Raw genomic sequence first — 15,414 nt, 5'->3', positions numbered from 1 at the left:
TCACGGAAAAGCTGCGGATTATAACGAGCCCCAGCCGCGGACGCTCGGGTATACTTCCGGCTTCCCGCTCTGCGCCCAGGATGCGCCGCCATGCCCAACGTCCGTAACCCCTTCGACCTCCTCCTGCTGCCGACCTGGATCGTCCCCGTGGAGCCCGCCGGGGTGGTGCTGCGCGATCACGCGCTGGGCATCCGCGACGGCCAGATCGCCCTGGTCGCGCCGCGCGAGCAGGCCATGCGCCATGGCGCCACGGAAATCCGCGAATTGCCCGGCATGCTGCTCGCCCCCGGCCTGGTCAACGCCCACGGCCATTCGGCGATGAGTCTGTTCCGCGGTCTCGCCGACGACCTGCCGCTGATGACCTGGCTGCAAGACCACATCTGGCCGGCCGAAGGCCAATGGGTCAGCGAGGATTTCATCCGCGACGGCACGGAGCTGGCCATCGCCGAACAGGTAAAGGGCGGCATCACCTGTTTCTCCGACATGTACTTCTATCCACAGGCCATCTGCGGCGTGGTCCATGACAGCGGGGTACGCGCCCAGGTGGCGATCCCGGTGCTGGACTTCCCGATCCCCGGCGCCCGCGACAGCGCCGAGGCGATCCGCCAGGGCATGGCGCTGTTCGACGACCTCAAGCACCACCCACGCATCCGCATCGCCTTCGGCCCGCACGCACCTTATACGGTGAGCGACGACAAGCTGGAGCAGATCCTGGTGCTCACCGAAGAACTCGACGCCAGCGTCCAGATGCACGTCCACGAGACCGCCTTCGAGGTGGAGCAGGCCATGGAGCGCAACGGCGAGCGCCCGCTGGCCCGCCTGCACCGCCTCGGCCTGCTCGGCCCGCGCTTCCAGGCGGTGCACATGACCCAGGTGGACGACGACGACCTGGCGATGCTGGTGGAAACCAACAGTTCGGTGATCCACTGCCCGGAATCCAACCTCAAGCTGGCCAGCGGCTTCTGCCCGGTGGAAAAGCTCTGGCAGGCCGGGGTCAACGTAGCCATCGGCACCGACGGTGCGGCGAGCAACAACGACCTCGACCTGCTCGGCGAGACCCGCACCGCGGCGCTGCTGGCCAAGGCAGTGTACGGCCAGGCCACCGCCCTCGACGCCCATCGCGCGCTGCGCATGGCCACCCTGAACGGCGCCCGCGCGCTTGGCCTGGAGCGCCTGATCGGCTCCCTGGAAACCGGCAAGGCCGCCGACCTGGTGGCCTTCGACCTGTCCGGCCTGGCCCAGCAACCGGTCTACGACCCGGTTTCGCAACTTATCTATGCCAGCGGCCGCGACTGCGTTCGGCATGTCTGGGTCGGCGGCAGGCAACTCCTCGACGACGGCCGCCTGCTCCGTCACGACGAACAGCGCCTGATCGCCAGGGCCCGCGAATGGGGGGCGAAGATCGCCGCCAGCGACAGGTCCTGAACCGCGGCGGGCGGGCCCGCTGCGACAAACTGACATAGGAAGGCGAACCGCCGCCGGCCCCATCCCTCCGCCAAAGCTGGCAACATGAAGGATTGGATTCCGCCGCCGCGGCCCTTCCCCCAAAGGCTTCATTCTTCAACGGGAACGATTATGAGCAACGTCGACCACGCCGAGATCGCCAAATTCGAGGCACTGGCCCATCGCTGGTGGGACCGCGAGAGCGAGTTCAAGCCGCTCCACGACATCAACCCGCTGCGCGTCAACTGGATCGACGAGCGCGCCGGCCTGGCCGGCAAGAAGGTGCTCGACATCGGTTGCGGCGGCGGCATCCTCAGTGAAGCCATGGCCCAGCGCGGCGCCAGCGTCACCGGCATCGACATGGGCGAAGCGCCGCTCGCGGTGGCGCGCCTGCACCAGCTGGAATCCGGTGTCGCCGTCGACTACCGGCAGATCACCGCCGAGCAGATGGCCGAGGAAATGCCCGGGCAGTTCGACGTGGTCACCTGCCTGGAGATGCTCGAACACGTGCCGGACCCGGCCTCGGTGATCCGCGCCTGCCACCGCCTGGTCAAGCCGGGCGGACAGGTATTCCTCTCGACCATCAACCGCAATCCCAAGGCCTATCTGTTCGCGGTGATCGGCGCGGAATACATCCTCCAGTTGCTGCCGCGTGGGACCCACGACTTCCGCAAGTTCATCCGTCCGTCGGAACTCGGCGCCTGGTCGCGCGAGGCCGGTCTCGAGGTCAAGGACATCATCGGCCTGACCTACAACCCGCTGACCAAGCACTACAAGCTGGCCAACGATGTCGACGTCAACTACATGGTCCAGACCCAGCGGGAGGCGTGAAGCGCATGCGGCTCAAAGCGGTACTGTTCGACATGGATGGCACCCTGCTCGACACGGCGCCGGACTTCATCGCCATCACCCAGGCCATGCGTGCCGCCCATGGCCTCCCGCCGGTGGACGAGCAACGGGTGCGCGACGTGGTCTCCGGCGGCGCGCGCGCGATGGTCGCCGCGGCCTTCGGCCTGTCGCTGGACAGCCCGGAACTGGAACCCCTGCGCCAGGAGTTCCTCGACCGCTACCAGGAGCATTGCGCGGTTCTCAGCCGGCCCTACGACGGCATCCCCGAACTGCTCGCGGCGATCGAGAAAGCCGGGTTGATCTGGGGCGTGGTGACCAACAAGCCGGTGCGCTTCGCCGAACCGATCATGCAGCGCCTGGGCTACGCCGAGCGTTCCAGGGTGCTGGTCTGCCCGGACCACGTGACCCGCAGCAAGCCCGATCCCGAGCCACTGCTACTGGCCTGTAGCCAGCTCGGCATCGATCCGTCGAGGGTGCTGTTCGTCGGCGACGACCTGCGCGACATCGAATCCGGCCGCGACGCCGGGACCAAGACCGCGGCGGTGCGCTATGGCTACATCCATCCCGAAGACAACCCCGCGCACTGGGGTGCCGACGTGATCGTCGACCACCCGCGCGAACTCATCGACGTTCTCGACCGCGCGCTCTGCGACTGCTGATCCGCAGCGCCGCCGACAGACAACGACCCGCCGCCAGGCGGGTCATGCATTCAAAGGATTCGACATGTTCCAGTACTCCGCTCGCCCCGACCTGCTGAAAGACCGCGTGATCCTGGTCACCGGAGCCGGCCGCGGCATCGGCGCCGCCGCCGCCAAAACCTTCGCCGCCCACGGCGCCACCGTGCTGCTGCTGGGCAAGACCGAGGAGTACCTGAACGAGGTCTACGACGCCATCGAGGCCGCCGGCCATCCGCAGGCCGCCGTGATCCCGTTCAACCTGGAGACCGCCCAGCCGCACCAGTTCGAGGAACTGGCGGCAACCCTGGAGAACGAGTTCGGCCGCATCGACGGCCTGCTGCACAACGCCTCGATCCTCGGTCCGCGCTCGCCGATGCAGCAGATTTCCGGGGAGAACTTCATGCGCGTGATGCAGGTGAACGTCAATGCCATGTTCATGCTGACCACCGCCATGCTGCCACTGATGAAGCTCTCCAGCGACGCCTCGATCATCTTCACCTCGAGCAGCGTGGGCCGGAAGGGCCGCGCCTACTGGGGCGCGTATTCGGTATCGAAGTTCGCCACCGAGGGCCTGATGCAGACCCTTGCCGACGAACTCGACGGTACCAGCGCGATCCGCGCCAACAGCGTCAACCCCGGCGCCACCCGCACCAGCATGCGCGCCCTCGCCTACCCTGGGGAAAACCCGCTGAACAACCCCACCGGCGAGGAGATCATGCCGGTCTACCTGTACCTCATGGGGCCGGACAGCGCCGGCGTCAACGGCCAGGCCTTCGACGCCCAGTGATTCGCCGGCAGCCTCGCCGCCCGGCGAGGCTGCCCTGTCCTTCCTTTCTCTCTTCCCGTCCGGAACTTCCCATTCTTTTTGCATATTTTTCCCACTGAGTGGGAAAGTGGTTTCATTTTCCGGGAAATCGCCTTCACCCTGTGGGTCAAGGAGTTCCCATGTCGAAGCATTCCCCCACCGATCGCCTGCTGCAGATCCTCATTGCCCTCGGCCAGGCTCCCGAAGCCCTGTCTGCCAAGGAGCTGTCGCTGACCCTGGAGCAGCCGCTGAGCAGCACCTACCGCCACCTGAAGACCCTGTTGCGCTGGGGCCTGGCCGAAGAACAGGCCGGCCAGGGCCGCTACCTGCCCGGCCCGGCCTGCCTGCAACTGGCGAAGAAATTCGATCGCGAGGCCTCGCTGATCGGTCTCGCCAAACCGGAACTCAAGCGCCTGGCCGACCTGAGCCAGGAGAGCGTGGCGCTGATGGTAGCCAGCAACCAGCAGGCGATCTGCCTGGAACTGTTCGACAGTCCGCAGCCGCTGCGCTGCTGCTACCAGAAAGGGCTGGCGCAGCCGCTGTTGCATGGCGCCTCGGCCAAAGCCCTGCTGGCGCACCTGGAGGACGAACGGCGCGAGGAGCTGTACCTCGCCCAGGAACTCTCCGCCGAGCGTATCGACAAGCTGGAGCAGGAACTCCGGCTGATCCGCGAACAGGGCTACGCCGTCAGCCAGGGCGAGATCGACGAAGGCGTCTGGGGTATCAGCGTACCGCTGCTGGACAGCCGCCAGCGCCTGCACGGCGCCCTCAGCCTGATGGCCCCCGCCTTGCGCGCCCAGTCGCGCAGCGAACGCTTGCGGCAATGGACCCTCGACGCCGCCGCGCGACTTTCCGCGCGGCTGGACTGACCAACAGGAGTTTCGATGTACCCCGCCCCCGACATGAGCCTCTGGCAAGGCCGGATCGATAGCCAGGAAGGCGCCGACGCGCGGCGCTGGCACCAATGGATGCGTCCCTACGCAGACGACGCCGAAGCGGCCAGCGTGCTGCTCGGTTTCGCCAGCGACGAAGGCGTGCGCCGCAACCAGGGTCGCCAGGGCGCGCGCCACGGACCGCCAGCCTTGCGTCGCGCGCTGGCCAACCTGGCCTGGCACGGCGAGCAAGCGATCTACGATGCCGGCGACATCGTCGCCGGCGAAGATCTGGAAGCCGCCCAGGAACGCTACGCGCAACGCGTCGCCGACCTGCTCGCGCGCGGCCATCGGGTGGTCGGCCTGGGCGGCGGCCACGAAATCGCCTATGCCAGCTTCGCCGGCCTAGCCCGCCACCTGAGTCGGCATGAGCGCCTGCCGCGCATCGGCATCCTCAATTTCGACGCGCATTTCGACCTGCGCCACGCCGAACGGGCCAGCTCCGGCACGCCGTTCCGCCAGATCGCCGAACTCTGCCAGGCCAGCGACTGGCCGTTCGCCTATTGCTGCCTGGGCATCAGCCGCCTGAGCAACACCGCGGCGCTGTTCGACCAGGCCCAGCGCCTGGGCGTGCGCTACCTGCTGGACCGCCAGTTGCAGCCGTGGAATCTGGAACGCAGCGAAGCCTTCCTCGACGGCTTCCTGCAATCCGTCGACCACCTCTACCTGACCGTTTGCCTCGACGTGCTCCCGGCCGCCCAGGCGCCCGGCGTCAGCGCACCCTCGGCGCACGGCGTGGAGATGCCGGTGGTGGAGCACCTGGTCCGCCGCGCCAAGGCCAGCGGCAAGCTGCGCCTGGCCGACATCGCCGAACTCAACCCGCAACTCGATAGCGACCAGCGCACCGCCCGGATCGCCGCGCGCCTGGTCGACAGCCTGGTCAACTGATCGCCCTTTCGCCCACACAACAACAATAGAGCCACACCATGCCGACATTGCACCTGGACGCCCTGTCCACCACCGCCCTCGCCCTGCTCCTGCTCGCCCTCGGCAGCCAATTGAAGAAGCGCAGCCGCTGGCTGACACGTCTGTGCGTACCGTCGCCGGTGATCGCCGGCTTCGGCTTCGCCTTCCTGGTCTGGCTGCTCAGGGATCGCGGCTGGCTCGACATCGGCCTCGACACCAGCCTGCAGACGCCCCTGATGGTGGCGTTCTTCACCACCGTCGGCCTCGGCGGCAGCCTCGGCCTACTGCGCAAGGGCGGCAAGACCCTGCTGGTCTACCTGGCGGCCTGCTGGGCACTGGCGATACTGCAAAACCTGATCGGCGTCGGCAGCGCCGGGCTGCTCGGCCTCGACCCGCTGCTCGGGATCATGGCCGGCGCGGTGTCGCTGGAAGGCGGCTTCGGCGCGGCGGCGGCCTTCGGCCCGGTTGCGGAAGGGCTCGGCGCCCAGGGCGCGACCACCGTGGCGCTGGCCTCGGCCACCTTCGGCATGGTCGCTGGCGGCCTGCTCGGCAGCCCGGTGGCGCGCTGGCTGATCGAACGCAATCGCTTGCCGGTGCAGGCGGAAAGCGACAGCCGGCTGGAAGCCCTCGGCCAGCAGGAGCGGCGCCAGCAGGCCGGGGCCACGCTGGACGGCAATCTCCTGCTGCGCCTGCTGACCTGCGTGCTGCTGGTGATGGTGCTCGGCTTCTGGCTCGGCGACGCGCTCGAGGAACGCCTGGGCCTGGTGCTGCCCAGTTATGTCGGGGCGATGTTCATCGCCATCGTGCTGCGCAACCTCGACGACCGCCTCGGTTGGCTGCGCATTCCGGACCATGCCGTCGGCACCTTGGGCGACGTCTGCCTGGGTATATTCCTGACCATGGCGATGATGAGCCTGAAGTTCTGGGAACTGGAGAACCTCGGCCTGCCGCTGCTCGGCGTACTGCTCATCCAGGTCGCGGTGCTGTTGCTGCTGACGATCTTCGTGCTGTTCCGCCTGCTCGGCCGCAATTACGACGCCGCGGTGCTCTGCGCCGGCTTCCTCGGCCACGGCCTGGGCGCCACGCCCAACGCGGTGGCCAACATGGGCGCGGTCTGCGAGCACTATCGGGTGTTCTCGCACAAGGCCTTCATCATCGTACCCCTGTGCGGCGCGGTACTGATCGATCTCGTCGCCATCCCGGCGATCACCTGGTTCATCAACGCCTTCAGTTGAACCATGGCGGCGCTCCGCCAGCGGAGCGCCAGCTTTCCGACGAGCACTGCGGCAGTTTGCAATCAAAACGCCATTATTCCGTCGAAATCTCTTCGAAATTCCTACAGAATGTGGAAACAATTCCTAGGAAAACCTGTCTGTGCCTCTGATTTCTCCGTTCTTCAGTTGGCTGGCACGAAACTCGCCTTAGCCCTACTGTCGCCGTCTTTCGCGCCAGAGGTCCCGCGCATGGCTCCTCCCAAACAGTCCAATACCATCGATTTCGACGCCGCCAAGCAGAAGCGCGGCTCCCAGCCCGGCGGTAACGCCAGCGGGCCGCGCGCCGGCAACCTGATGGAGTTGCGCCAGCAACTGACCCAGCAGTTGCAGAGCAGCCTGGAGGCAGAGCGGATTCTCGGCCTGTTCTTCGAGGAAGTCCGCCAATTGATCCCGCTGGACGCCCTTGGCTATCGCCATCCGGGCTCCGACCTGCGCCTGGAGTTCGGCAGCAGCGCCAAGCATTCGGTGAGCTATCGCCTGAGCCACGATAGCGACTACCTCGGCGAACTGATCTTCCGTCGTCGCCAGCGCCTCGGCGAAGACGAACAACGGCAACTGGAGAGCCTGCTCGGCACCCTGCTATTCCCGCTGCGCAACGCCCTGCTCTATCGCGCCGCGATCCAGACCGCCTTGCGCGACGCCCTGACCGGCACCGGCAACCGCATCGCCATGGACCAGGCGCTCGGCCGCGAACTGGAACTGGCCCGGCGCAACCTGCAGCCGCTCTCGGTGCTGATGCTCGATATCGACCACTTCAAGCGGGTCAACGACCACTACGGTCACGCCGTCGGCGACGAAGCCCTCAAGGCCGTGGCGGAAACCATCAAGGACCACCTGCGCAATGTCGACATGGTGTTCCGCTTCGGCGGCGAGGAATTCCTCGTCCTGCTGTCCAGCACACCGCTGCAGGCTGCCTGCATGGTCGGCGAACGCCTGCGCCAGGCGGTGGAGGAACTGGACTACCGGCACGCCGGCGAAGCGCTGAAGCTGTCGATCAGCCTCGGCTGCGCCGACCTGCGGCCCGGCGAAGGCAGCGACGACCTGCTGCGACGGGTCGACGAGGCGCTCTACGAAGCCAAGCGCGACGGCCGCAACCGCCTGCGCTGCGCCTGAGGCCCGCCGCCTCGCCCTCGAAGCGCGGAGCAGGCGCATCGGGCGATGGCAGTAGCAACGGCTCTCACCGGCGCAGTCACGGTTTCCGCCAAGGCCCTGCCTCTTATGGCTGCGCCGGCTCGTCCGGGGCGCCATAGGCCTGGCGCAAGCGGACGCGCTTCTCCAGCAGCCAGCCGCTGGTTTCCTTGCCGTCTCGAGCCACGTACATGACGTTCAGCCACTCGCCGCTCGGCTTGTAGACAGTGACGAAGTCGCCGGGAATCACGAAGACCCCAGTGGCACAGTCGGCACGCGGCGCGCTGTGGAAATAGGCGCGCCCCTTGTCGATCACCTCGCCCTCCAGCGGCGGACGGAAGTTGTCCTCGGGGTCAGCCGTCGCCTCGCCAAGGCTTGCGCAGCTCTGCTCCGGCATCGCCGCATCCTCCGCCAGCCCGGCGACGCTCCATAGCGTGCAGAACGCGATAGCCAGGATCCTGTGCATTTCACCACCTCCTTGTGTGCGAGCGACCATTAGACACCGATTCCCAGGCATGAAAAAGGCCCCCGAAGGGGCCTTTCCAGGGCGCTTTCCGCTCAGCGGCGGAAGCCCGGGCGCATACCGTCGCCGGCCGGTTTCGGCCGCCGCTTGACCTGCGGCTTGCGGGCCGCCGGCTTGTCGCCCGGCGCGCTGGCCGGACGCTCGTCGCGCGGCTTGCTCGGGCGCGGCTTGCGGTTGCTCTCACGAGGCCGCTCGGCAACCGGAGTGCCCTGCTCGCGCCCCTTGCGCTCGGCGCTCGGCTGCGGACCGCGCGCGGGACGCGAAGCCGGCGCGCGACGAGCGGCATTCTCGCCCTCCTCGCGCCGCGGCGCACGCTTGCGCCCGGCTTCCGGGCGTTCGCTGCGCGCCAGCGGACGGGCCTGCTTGCGCTGCTGGCGTTCGGCCTTCTCGCGCGCCTTGGTGGTCATGCCCGGCAGGGTCACCGGCTTGAGGCCGACTTCCTCGCTGAGGATATCGATCTCGCGCTGGTCCATTTCGCGGTAGCGGCCCATGGTCAGCTCGGAGGTCAGGAACACCGGGCCGAAACGCACCCGCTTCAGGCGGCTGACCACCAACCCCTGGGATTCCCACAACCGGCGCACCTCGCGGTTGCGGCCCTCCATCACTACGCAGTGGTACCAGTGGTTGAAGCCTTCGCCGCCCGGCGCCTGCTGGATATCGCTGAACTTGGCCGGGCCGTCCTCGAGCATCACGCCGTTGAGCAGGCGCTCGATCATCTCTTCGGTAACCTCGCCGCGCACCCGTACCGCGTACTCGCGGTCCATCTCATAGGAAGGATGCATCAGGCGGTTGGCCAGTTCGCCATCGGTGGTGAACAGCAGCAGCCCGGTGGTGTTGATGTCCAGGCGACCGACATTGATCCAGCGTCCGGTGCGCAGGCGCGGCAGGCGGTCGAAGATGGTCGGACGACCTTCCGGATCGTCGCGGGTGCAGACCTCGCCTTCCGGCTTGTTGTAGATCAGCACGCGACGGACACTCTCGGCGGCCTCTTCGCGGCGGATCAGGTGGCCATCGACGGTGATCGCATCGTGGCTGTCGACCCGCTGGCCGAGGCTGGCCACGCTACCATTGACGTTGACCCGGCCTTCGGCGATCCACACTTCTACGTCGCGCCGGGAACCGACACCGAGACGGGCGAGGACTTTCTGCAATTTTTCCCCGACCGGTACGTGGGGATTCTCTGGGGTATCGTTCATCTGGGCACCTCCCGGTGTGGCTGGCAACGAATCGAAGGGCGCGCATCATACGCGCTTCGTCAGGACAAAGCACCGTCCCCGGGCGGAAACCCGGACAATCCCGCTAGACTAGGCCGGGTTCACCCACCCCGCCACCCGGAGGCCCCGGTGCACGATGTCCCCCCCTTCAGCGGCGCCAAGCTGGCGCTGTTCTATGGCGACCACCTGGTCGTCTACAAACGCGACGAAAAACCCGGCATTCCCTTCCCCGGCTACTGGGACTTTCCCGGCGGCGGCCGCGAGGGCCTGGAGACGCCTGCCGAATGCGCCCTGCGCGAACTCGAGGAAGAGTTCTCCATCCGCCTGGAAGAACCTCGTATCGAATGGCAGCGACAGTATCCGAGCACCAGCGGCAGCGCGCCCTTCGCCTACTTCCTGGTGGCGCGCCTGGAGGACCGCGAGTTCGAGGCCATCCGCTTCGGCGACGAAGGACAATACTGGCGATTGATGGAGGTGGACGCCTACCTCGCGCATGCCATGGCCGTACCCTACCTGCAGAGCCGGCTCGGCGATTATCTGCGGGAACGCCGGCGCATCGGCGAATAACGCGGATGACGTTATCCGTTCTATGCCCCGGATAGTCCGGGCGGCATAAAAAAAACCCGGCCGAAGCCGGGCATGCCCAGGCGGGCAGTCTCAGTGTCTGCGGTGCTCGGCGAAGCGCTCCAGGGCTTCGCGGCTGAGGCGCTCGACCTGGGCCCAGTCGCCACGGTCGACCACGGCCTTGGGCAGCATCCAGGTGCCGCCGACGCACATCACGTTGGGTACCGCCAGGTAGTCGGCGAGATTGTTCAGGCTGACGCCTCCGGTGGGGCAGAAGCGGATATCGGGGAATGGCCCCGAGAATGCCTTCAGTGCCGCCGGGCCGCCGCTGACCTCGGCGGGGAACAGCTTGAAGCGGCGGTAGCCATGGCGATAGGCGAGCATGATCTCGGAAGCGCTGGCCACGCCGGGCAACAGCGGGACTTCGCTGTCCAGGGCGAAGCGCAGCAATTCGTCGGTGCAGCCGGGAGTGACCACGAAGCTCGCCCCGGCCTTTTCCGCAGCGGCGAAGGTCTGCGGGTCGAGCACGGTGCCGGCGCCGATGCGCAGGTGTGGGCGCTCCTCGCTGAGGCGACGGATGGCGCTCAGCCCGTGCGCCGTGCGCAGGGTGATCTCCAGGGCGGTCAGGCCGCCGGCGGCGAGGGCATCGGCCATCGGCAGGATGTCCGCCTCGCGGTCGATGGTGATCACCGGGAGGATGCGCGCCTCCCGGCACAGCGTGTCGATGCGGGCGGTCTTCTGTTCAAGGTTGTGCATGGCTACAGCTCCGCCACTCAGGGGTACCAATGGATCGTCAGCGGCGCGCGGAGGAAGGCGCGAACCGGCATCCGCCGTTCGTCCTCGACCGCCAGCGCGGTGTTCAGGGTGGCCAGCTTGGACTGGCCCTGGATCGCCAGCAGCTGCACCTTCGCAGCCGCAAGCACGGCGCGCGACAGGGTCAGGCGCTGGTGCGGCACGCTCGGCGCCCACATCGGCAGGCAACGGCGCGTCCCCTGGGGATCCATCGCCAGGTCCAGGCCAGGGCTGTTCGGGAACAGCGAGGCGGTATGGCCGTCGTCGCCCATGCCGAGAACCAGCACGTCGATCGGCAACGGCAGCTCGTGCAGGTGGTGGTCGGCCAGTTCGGCCGCTTCCTCCAGGCTCGCCGCCGGCTGGTAGAGGCCGATGAAGCGCGCCTTCGCCGCCTCGCCACGGAGCAGGTGGCGGCGAACCAGGCCGGCGTTGCTATCGGCATGCGACTCCGGCACCCAGCGCTCGTCGGCCAGGCTGACGGTGACCCGCGACCAGTCCAGCGGCTCCTCGCTCAAGGCTTCGAGGAAGGCCACCGGGCTGCGTCCGCCGGACACCACCAGCAGCGCCTGGCCCTGCTCGGCCAGCGCCGAGCGCAACCGGTCGGCGACCCCGGCGGCCAGGCCGCGGGCCTGCTCGGCGGCGCTGTCCCAGACCTTCAGGCCGACGCCGGCCGGCAGCTTCAACTCAGAAATCGCCATACCAACTCCTCCCATCGCGGGCCACCAGGGCCACCGAGGCCACCGGCCCCCAGCTCCCCGCCGGATACGGCTTGGGCGCTTCGCTCAGGCGTTCCCAGCCGGCGATCAGCTGGTCGCACCACTTCCAGGCGAACTCCACCTCGTCCTTGCGCACGAACAGGTACTGGTTGCCCTGGGTGACCTCCAGCAGCAGACGCTCGTAGGCATCGGGAATCCGCGCCGCGTGGTAGGTCTCGGAAAAACTCAGTTGCAGCGGGCCGGTACGCAATTGCATGCCCTTGCCCAGGCCCTGGTCCTTGGTCATCACTTGCAGGGAGATCCCTTCGTCCGGCTGCAGGCGGATGATCAGCCGGTTGCTGATCAGCGAACGCTGCTCGGGAGCGAAGATGTAGTGCGGCGGCTCCTTGAAGTGGATGACGATCTGCGACAGCTTCTGCGGCATGCGCTTGCCGGTGCGCAGGTAGAAGGGCACGCCGGACCAGCGCCAGTTGCGGATGTCCACGCGCAGGGCGACGAAGGTTTCCGCGTCGCTGTCGCGATTCGCATGTTCCTCCTCCAGGTAGCCCGGCACTGCCTTGCCGTCGCTGAAACCGGCGGTGTACTGCCCACGCACCACGCGCGAAGCCAGTTGTTCGGCGGGAATCGGCTCGAGGGCGCGGAGCACCTTGACCTTCTCGTCGCGAATGCTGTCCGCCGAAAGGTCGCTGGGCGGATCCATGGCGATCAGGCAGAGCAGTTGCAACAGGTGGTTCTGCACCATGTCGCGCAGTTGCCCGGCCTGGTCGAAGTAGCCCCAGCGGCCTTCGATGCCGACCTTCTCGGCCACGGTGATCTCCACGTGGGAGATGTGGTTCTGGTTCCACTGGGTCTCGAAGAGGCTGTTGGCGAAGCGCAGGGCGATCAGGTTCTGCACCGTCTCCTTGCCCAGGTAATGGTCGATCCGGTAGATGCGGCTTTCCGGGAAGAACCGGGCGACTGCCTCGTTGACCTCGCGGGACGACTCCAGGTCATGGCCGATGGGCTTCTCCAGCACCACCCGGGTGCGCTCGGCGAGACCGGCGGCGGCGAGGTTCTCGCAGATGCCGCCGAACACCGAGGCCGGCGTGGCGAAGTAGGCGACCAGCGGCAATTCGTCGTCCACCGCCTCGCGCAAGCCGACATAGGCCTGCGGGTCGAGGAAGTCCATGCTCAGGTAGTCGAGGCGTTCGCGGAAACGCTGCCAGACCGCGTCGTCCCACTCCTTCGCCGGCACCGCCAGGCGCAGGCGCTGCTCCAGCGTGGCCAGGTGTTCGGCGGGAGCACCTTCGTCACGGGCCAGGGCCAGGACGCGGGTATCGCGGTGCAGCAGGTTCTCGCGATCGAGTTGGTAGAGCGCCGGGAACAGCTTGCGCAAGGCGAGATCGCCCAGCGCACCGAACAGCGCTAACGTGCAAGGCAGAACGCGGACATCAGGCATTTGTTGTTACCAACCAAATATTGAGTGATATTGAGCCATCCACTGCGCAATTAAGACAAATATGTAGTAATTAAACAACATATTTTTCCAAGTCCGCCACGCTGTTGGTCGCATGCCGGCCTGACGTTAGGATAGGCGCCGCCGCCGGCCCTTCCCCGCCGGGCCGACAGAACACGAGGAACCCGGATGAAAAACCTGCTGGAGCAGATCCAGAGCCGCCTGGACGAACTGAACAAGGCGGAGCGCAAAGTCGCCGAGGTCATCCTGCAGAACCCGCAGCAGGCCACCCGCTTCAGCATCGCCGCCCTGGCCCAGGCGGCAGCGGTCAGCGAACCGACGGTGAACCGCTTCTGTCGCTCCTTCGGCATGAGCGGCTATCCGGAACTGAAGATCCAGCTGGCCCAGAGCCTGGCCAGCGGCGCTGCCTTCGTCACCCAGGCGGTAGCCGAGGACGACGGACCGGAAGCCTATACGCGGAAGATCTTCAGCAACACCATCGCCTCCCTCGACGGCGCCCACAAGCTGCTCGACCCACGCGTCATCGACCGCGCCGTGGACCTGTTGATCCAGGCCCGGCAGATCCACTTCTTCGGTCTCGGCGCCTCGGCCTCGGTAGCGCTCGACGCGCAGCACAAGTTCTTCCGCTTCAACCTGGCGGTGAGCGCCCAGGCCGACGTGCTGATGCAACGGATGGTCGCCTCGGTGGCGCATACCGGCGACCTGTTCGTGGTGATTTCCTACACCGGACGCACCCGCGAGCTGGTGGAGGTGGCGCACCTGGCGCGGGAGAACGGCGCCTCGGTGCTCGGCCTGACCGCTGCCGGCTCGCCGCTGGCGAGGGCCAGTACCCTGTGCCTGGATATCCCGTTGCCGGAAGACACCGACATCTATATGCCGATGACTTCGCGGATCGTCCAGCTCACCGTGCTCGACGTACTGGCCACCGGGGTGACCCTGCGCCGCGGCGTGGACTTCCAGCCGCACCTGCGGCGGATCAAGGAAAGCCTGGTACCGACCCGCTATCCCCTCGACGAGGACAACTGACCGCCCGTCTATTGCAGGCCGGCGGCGAGGCTCAGGCGCATGCGTTCGCCGGGCGCCAGGATCAGCCCGCCCGGGCGGTAGCCAGCGGCGCCGATACAGAGAAAGCGTTCCGCTTCGCCCGGCTCGACCTGCTCCACCGGGCGGCTGCCGGGGTGCCAGATCACGCTACCGGCGCTGACGTTCTTGTCGATCCGCAGGCGGCGGTTCCAGCCGCCGTCCTCCAGCACCAGCGATCCGGGATGGTAGAGCACCTGCTTGACCGCGCCGCGCGGTATCCAGGTTCCCGGAATCCGCGAAGCGCCGCGCTGGCCGCGAGCCGACTCCAGCTCCATGCCGTGCACCACCACCCGGCTCAGCGCGCCGACCCGCCAGTAGGGCTGCAGGGCAAAGCTGAACAGACAATCGTCGTCTTCCTCATGGTAGCTGCACAGCTCCAGCTCCAGGCGCTGGCCAAGGCGCGCATCGAGGCGCACGTGCCAGTCCTCCAGATCCAGTTGCCAGCTCACCACCACCTTGCTTTCGTCGGCGTAGGCATCCAGCAGGCGCCATTCGCGTTGCCGCGCCCAGCCCTGCTGCGGCCATTCGCTGCCGTTCGGATGGCTACCGAACCACGGCCAGCAGACCGGGATGCCGCCGCGCACCGGCGCACTGCTGAGGGCCGGCCATTCGCTGGCGCACCACAGCAACGGGCGTTCGCCCTGCGGCTGGAAATGCAGGAGCTGCGCCCCTTGCCGACTGAATACGGCCTGGCACAGTGGATGGTCGATCAACAGCAGATCGCGACGTTGGAAGCGTACCCAGTCGAACGGTCGCTTGGCCCGCATGGAATGAAAGAAACGCTGCAGCGGATGCTCAAGCATGTCCGATTGTCCTACCCTCTCCCCTTCCCGGAAAGCCCGGGCGTGTATCCGTGTAGTTTTACTACATTTCGCACGCAAGCCCCAAATGATCGGCACAGGAAAAGCGTAGTCGGTTTGTAACAGGCAGCCGGGAAGAACGGTCGCCGGAAAAAACGGCCCGCCCGAAACGCTCGGGCGGGCCCAGGCACAACACCGGAGCAGGCAACGCGACGGTCAGAACACCGTCTGGATCTTGATCCCCGCCACCAG

17 protein-coding genes are annotated in these 15,414 nt (G+C 67.1%); 10 read left to right on the top strand and 7 right to left on the bottom strand.

The genetic code is table 11. From position 1 onward, the window contains the following. The first annotated feature begins 90 nt into the window (after positions 1 to 90). From HMPREF2886_RS16370 to HMPREF2886_RS16335, 8 genes are all read left to right on the top strand, one after another. Complete coding sequence (locus HMPREF2886_RS16370; RefSeq protein WP_033971604.1) at positions 91 to 1,425, top strand: TRZ/ATZ family hydrolase; 1,335 nt, start codon at positions 91 to 93, stop codon at positions 1,423 to 1,425. A 150-nt stretch (positions 1,426 to 1,575) separates the two neighbouring features. Next, on the top strand, positions 1,576 to 2,274 hold the full coding sequence (gene ubiG / locus HMPREF2886_RS16365; RefSeq protein WP_003122245.1) for a bifunctional 2-polyprenyl-6-hydroxyphenol methylase/3-demethylubiquinol 3-O-methyltransferase UbiG: 699 nt from the start codon (positions 1,576 to 1,578) through the stop codon (positions 2,272 to 2,274). After that, the gene (mupP, locus tag HMPREF2886_RS16360; protein WP_078452126.1) at positions 2,271 to 2,951 is read left to right on the top strand and encodes an N-acetylmuramic acid 6-phosphate phosphatase MupP; all 681 of its coding nucleotides are present in this window, start codon (positions 2,271 to 2,273) and stop codon (positions 2,949 to 2,951) included. The genes ubiG and mupP overlap by 4 nt, the downstream gene beginning before the upstream one ends. A gap of 64 nt (positions 2,952 to 3,015) precedes the next feature. Further along, entirely contained in the window at positions 3,016 to 3,756 is a 741-nt protein-coding gene (locus HMPREF2886_RS16355; protein ID WP_003091453.1) for a YciK family oxidoreductase, read from the top strand. A gap of 158 nt (positions 3,757 to 3,914) precedes the next feature. Beyond that, the gene (locus tag HMPREF2886_RS16350; RefSeq protein ID WP_003091454.1) at positions 3,915 to 4,643 is read left to right on the top strand and encodes an IclR family transcriptional regulator; all 729 of its coding nucleotides are present in this window, start codon (positions 3,915 to 3,917) and stop codon (positions 4,641 to 4,643) included. Between the two features lie 15 nt (positions 4,644 to 4,658). Beyond that, entirely contained in the window at positions 4,659 to 5,594 is a 936-nt protein-coding gene (gene hutG, locus HMPREF2886_RS16345; RefSeq protein ID WP_033971607.1) for a formimidoylglutamase, read from the top strand. Positions 5,595 to 5,632: 38 nt separating this feature from the next. Continuing rightward, positions 5,633 to 6,847, top strand: a complete 1,215-nt coding sequence (gene gltS / locus HMPREF2886_RS16340) for a sodium/glutamate symporter (protein WP_033978818.1) — start codon at positions 5,633 to 5,635, stop codon at positions 6,845 to 6,847. Positions 6,848 to 7,075: 228 nt separating this feature from the next. Further along, the gene (locus tag HMPREF2886_RS16335) at positions 7,076 to 7,999 is read left to right on the top strand and encodes a GGDEF domain-containing protein (protein ID WP_033971618.1); all 924 of its coding nucleotides are present in this window, start codon (positions 7,076 to 7,078) and stop codon (positions 7,997 to 7,999) included. A 103-nt stretch (positions 8,000 to 8,102) separates the two neighbouring features. Here the strand turns inward: HMPREF2886_RS16335 and HMPREF2886_RS16330 are convergent, their stop codons facing one another. Next, positions 8,103 to 8,480 (bottom strand): hypothetical protein, encoded by a 378-nt coding sequence (locus tag HMPREF2886_RS16330; RefSeq protein WP_070747849.1) that lies wholly within the window; start codon positions 8,478 to 8,480, stop codon positions 8,103 to 8,105. 92 nt (positions 8,481 to 8,572) lie between these two features. Next, positions 8,573 to 9,733 (bottom strand): 23S rRNA pseudouridine(2605) synthase RluB, encoded by a 1,161-nt coding sequence (rluB, locus tag HMPREF2886_RS16325; protein ID WP_033971624.1) that lies wholly within the window; start codon positions 9,731 to 9,733, stop codon positions 8,573 to 8,575. Positions 9,734 to 9,880: 147 nt separating this feature from the next. On the opposite strand from rluB, the gene HMPREF2886_RS16320 reads away from it, so the two are divergent. Beyond that, positions 9,881 to 10,318 (top strand): NUDIX hydrolase, encoded by a 438-nt coding sequence (locus HMPREF2886_RS16320; protein WP_003107683.1) that lies wholly within the window; start codon positions 9,881 to 9,883, stop codon positions 10,316 to 10,318. Between the two features lie 90 nt (positions 10,319 to 10,408). Here the strand turns inward: HMPREF2886_RS16320 and HMPREF2886_RS16315 are convergent, their stop codons facing one another. The 3 genes from HMPREF2886_RS16315 to zwf are packed head-to-tail and all read right to left on the bottom strand — an operon-like array spanning position 10,409 to position 13,261. Next, a complete protein-coding gene (locus tag HMPREF2886_RS16315) occupies positions 10,409 to 11,071 on the bottom strand; it encodes a bifunctional 4-hydroxy-2-oxoglutarate aldolase/2-dehydro-3-deoxy-phosphogluconate aldolase (protein WP_039028008.1) in 663 nt (220 codons plus the stop codon). Positions 11,072 to 11,088: 17 nt separating this feature from the next. After that, positions 11,089 to 11,805 carry a 6-phosphogluconolactonase gene (gene pgl, locus HMPREF2886_RS16310; RefSeq protein WP_033971625.1) on the bottom strand — a complete coding sequence of 239 codons (717 nt, stop codon included), beginning with the start codon at positions 11,803 to 11,805 and terminating at the stop codon, positions 11,089 to 11,091. Then, on the bottom strand, positions 11,792 to 13,261 hold the full coding sequence (zwf, locus tag HMPREF2886_RS16305) for a glucose-6-phosphate dehydrogenase (RefSeq protein ID WP_003091465.1): 1,470 nt from the start codon (positions 13,259 to 13,261) through the stop codon (positions 11,792 to 11,794). Before zwf ends, pgl begins: the two co-directional genes overlap by 14 nt. Positions 13,262 to 13,447: 186 nt before the next feature. On the opposite strand from zwf, the gene HMPREF2886_RS16300 reads away from it, so the two are divergent. Next, on the top strand, positions 13,448 to 14,305 hold the full coding sequence (locus HMPREF2886_RS16300; RefSeq protein ID WP_033978814.1) for a MurR/RpiR family transcriptional regulator: 858 nt from the start codon (positions 13,448 to 13,450) through the stop codon (positions 14,303 to 14,305). An 8-nt stretch (positions 14,306 to 14,313) separates the two neighbouring features. Here HMPREF2886_RS16300 and HMPREF2886_RS16295 read toward each other — a convergent pair whose 3' ends face one another. Beyond that, positions 14,314 to 15,165, bottom strand: a complete 852-nt coding sequence (locus HMPREF2886_RS16295; protein ID WP_003112064.1) for a D-hexose-6-phosphate mutarotase — start codon at positions 15,163 to 15,165, stop codon at positions 14,314 to 14,316. 61 nt (positions 15,166 to 15,226) lie between these two features. Beyond that, a partial coding sequence (locus HMPREF2886_RS34850; protein WP_204372646.1) for a hypothetical protein occupies positions 15,227 to 15,414 on the bottom strand: 188 nt, incomplete at its 5' end.

Source organism: Pseudomonas sp. HMSC066A08, from assembly GCF_001813025.1.
GTDB classification, from domain to species: domain Bacteria; phylum Pseudomonadota; class Gammaproteobacteria; order Pseudomonadales; family Pseudomonadaceae; genus Pseudomonas; species Pseudomonas aeruginosa.
This window is presented reverse-complemented; position numbering and strand designations above follow the sequence as displayed.

Coding starts and splice junctions, on each gene's coding strand:
- HMPREF2886_RS16370 (WP_033971604.1), top strand. CDS start 91: ATGCCCAACGTCCGTAACCCCTTCGACCTCCTCCTGCTGCCGACCTGG.
- ubiG (WP_003122245.1), top strand. CDS start 1,576: ATGAGCAACGTCGACCACGCCGAGATCGCCAAATTCGAGGCACTGGCC.
- HMPREF2886_RS16355 (WP_003091453.1), top strand. CDS start 3,016: ATGTTCCAGTACTCCGCTCGCCCCGACCTGCTGAAAGACCGCGTGATC.
- HMPREF2886_RS16350 (WP_003091454.1), top strand. CDS start 3,915: ATGTCGAAGCATTCCCCCACCGATCGCCTGCTGCAGATCCTCATTGCC.
- hutG (WP_033971607.1), top strand. CDS start 4,659: ATGTACCCCGCCCCCGACATGAGCCTCTGGCAAGGCCGGATCGATAGC.
- gltS (WP_033978818.1), top strand. CDS start 5,633: ATGCCGACATTGCACCTGGACGCCCTGTCCACCACCGCCCTCGCCCTG.
- HMPREF2886_RS16335 (WP_033971618.1), top strand. CDS start 7,076: ATGGCTCCTCCCAAACAGTCCAATACCATCGATTTCGACGCCGCCAAG.
- HMPREF2886_RS16330 (WP_070747849.1), bottom strand. CDS start 8,480: ATGCACAGGATCCTGGCTATCGCGTTCTGCACGCTATGGAGCGTCGCC.
- rluB (WP_033971624.1), bottom strand. CDS start 9,733: ATGAACGATACCCCAGAGAATCCCCACGTACCGGTCGGGGAAAAATTG.
- HMPREF2886_RS16315 (WP_039028008.1), bottom strand. CDS start 11,071: ATGCACAACCTTGAACAGAAGACCGCCCGCATCGACACGCTGTGCCGG.
- pgl (WP_033971625.1), bottom strand. CDS start 11,805: ATGGCGATTTCTGAGTTGAAGCTGCCGGCCGGCGTCGGCCTGAAGGTC.
- zwf (WP_003091465.1), bottom strand. CDS start 13,261: ATGCCTGATGTCCGCGTTCTGCCTTGCACGTTAGCGCTGTTCGGTGCG.
- HMPREF2886_RS16300 (WP_033978814.1), top strand. CDS start 13,448: ATGAAAAACCTGCTGGAGCAGATCCAGAGCCGCCTGGACGAACTGAAC.
- HMPREF2886_RS16295 (WP_003112064.1), bottom strand. CDS start 15,165: ATGCTTGAGCATCCGCTGCAGCGTTTCTTTCATTCCATGCGGGCCAAG.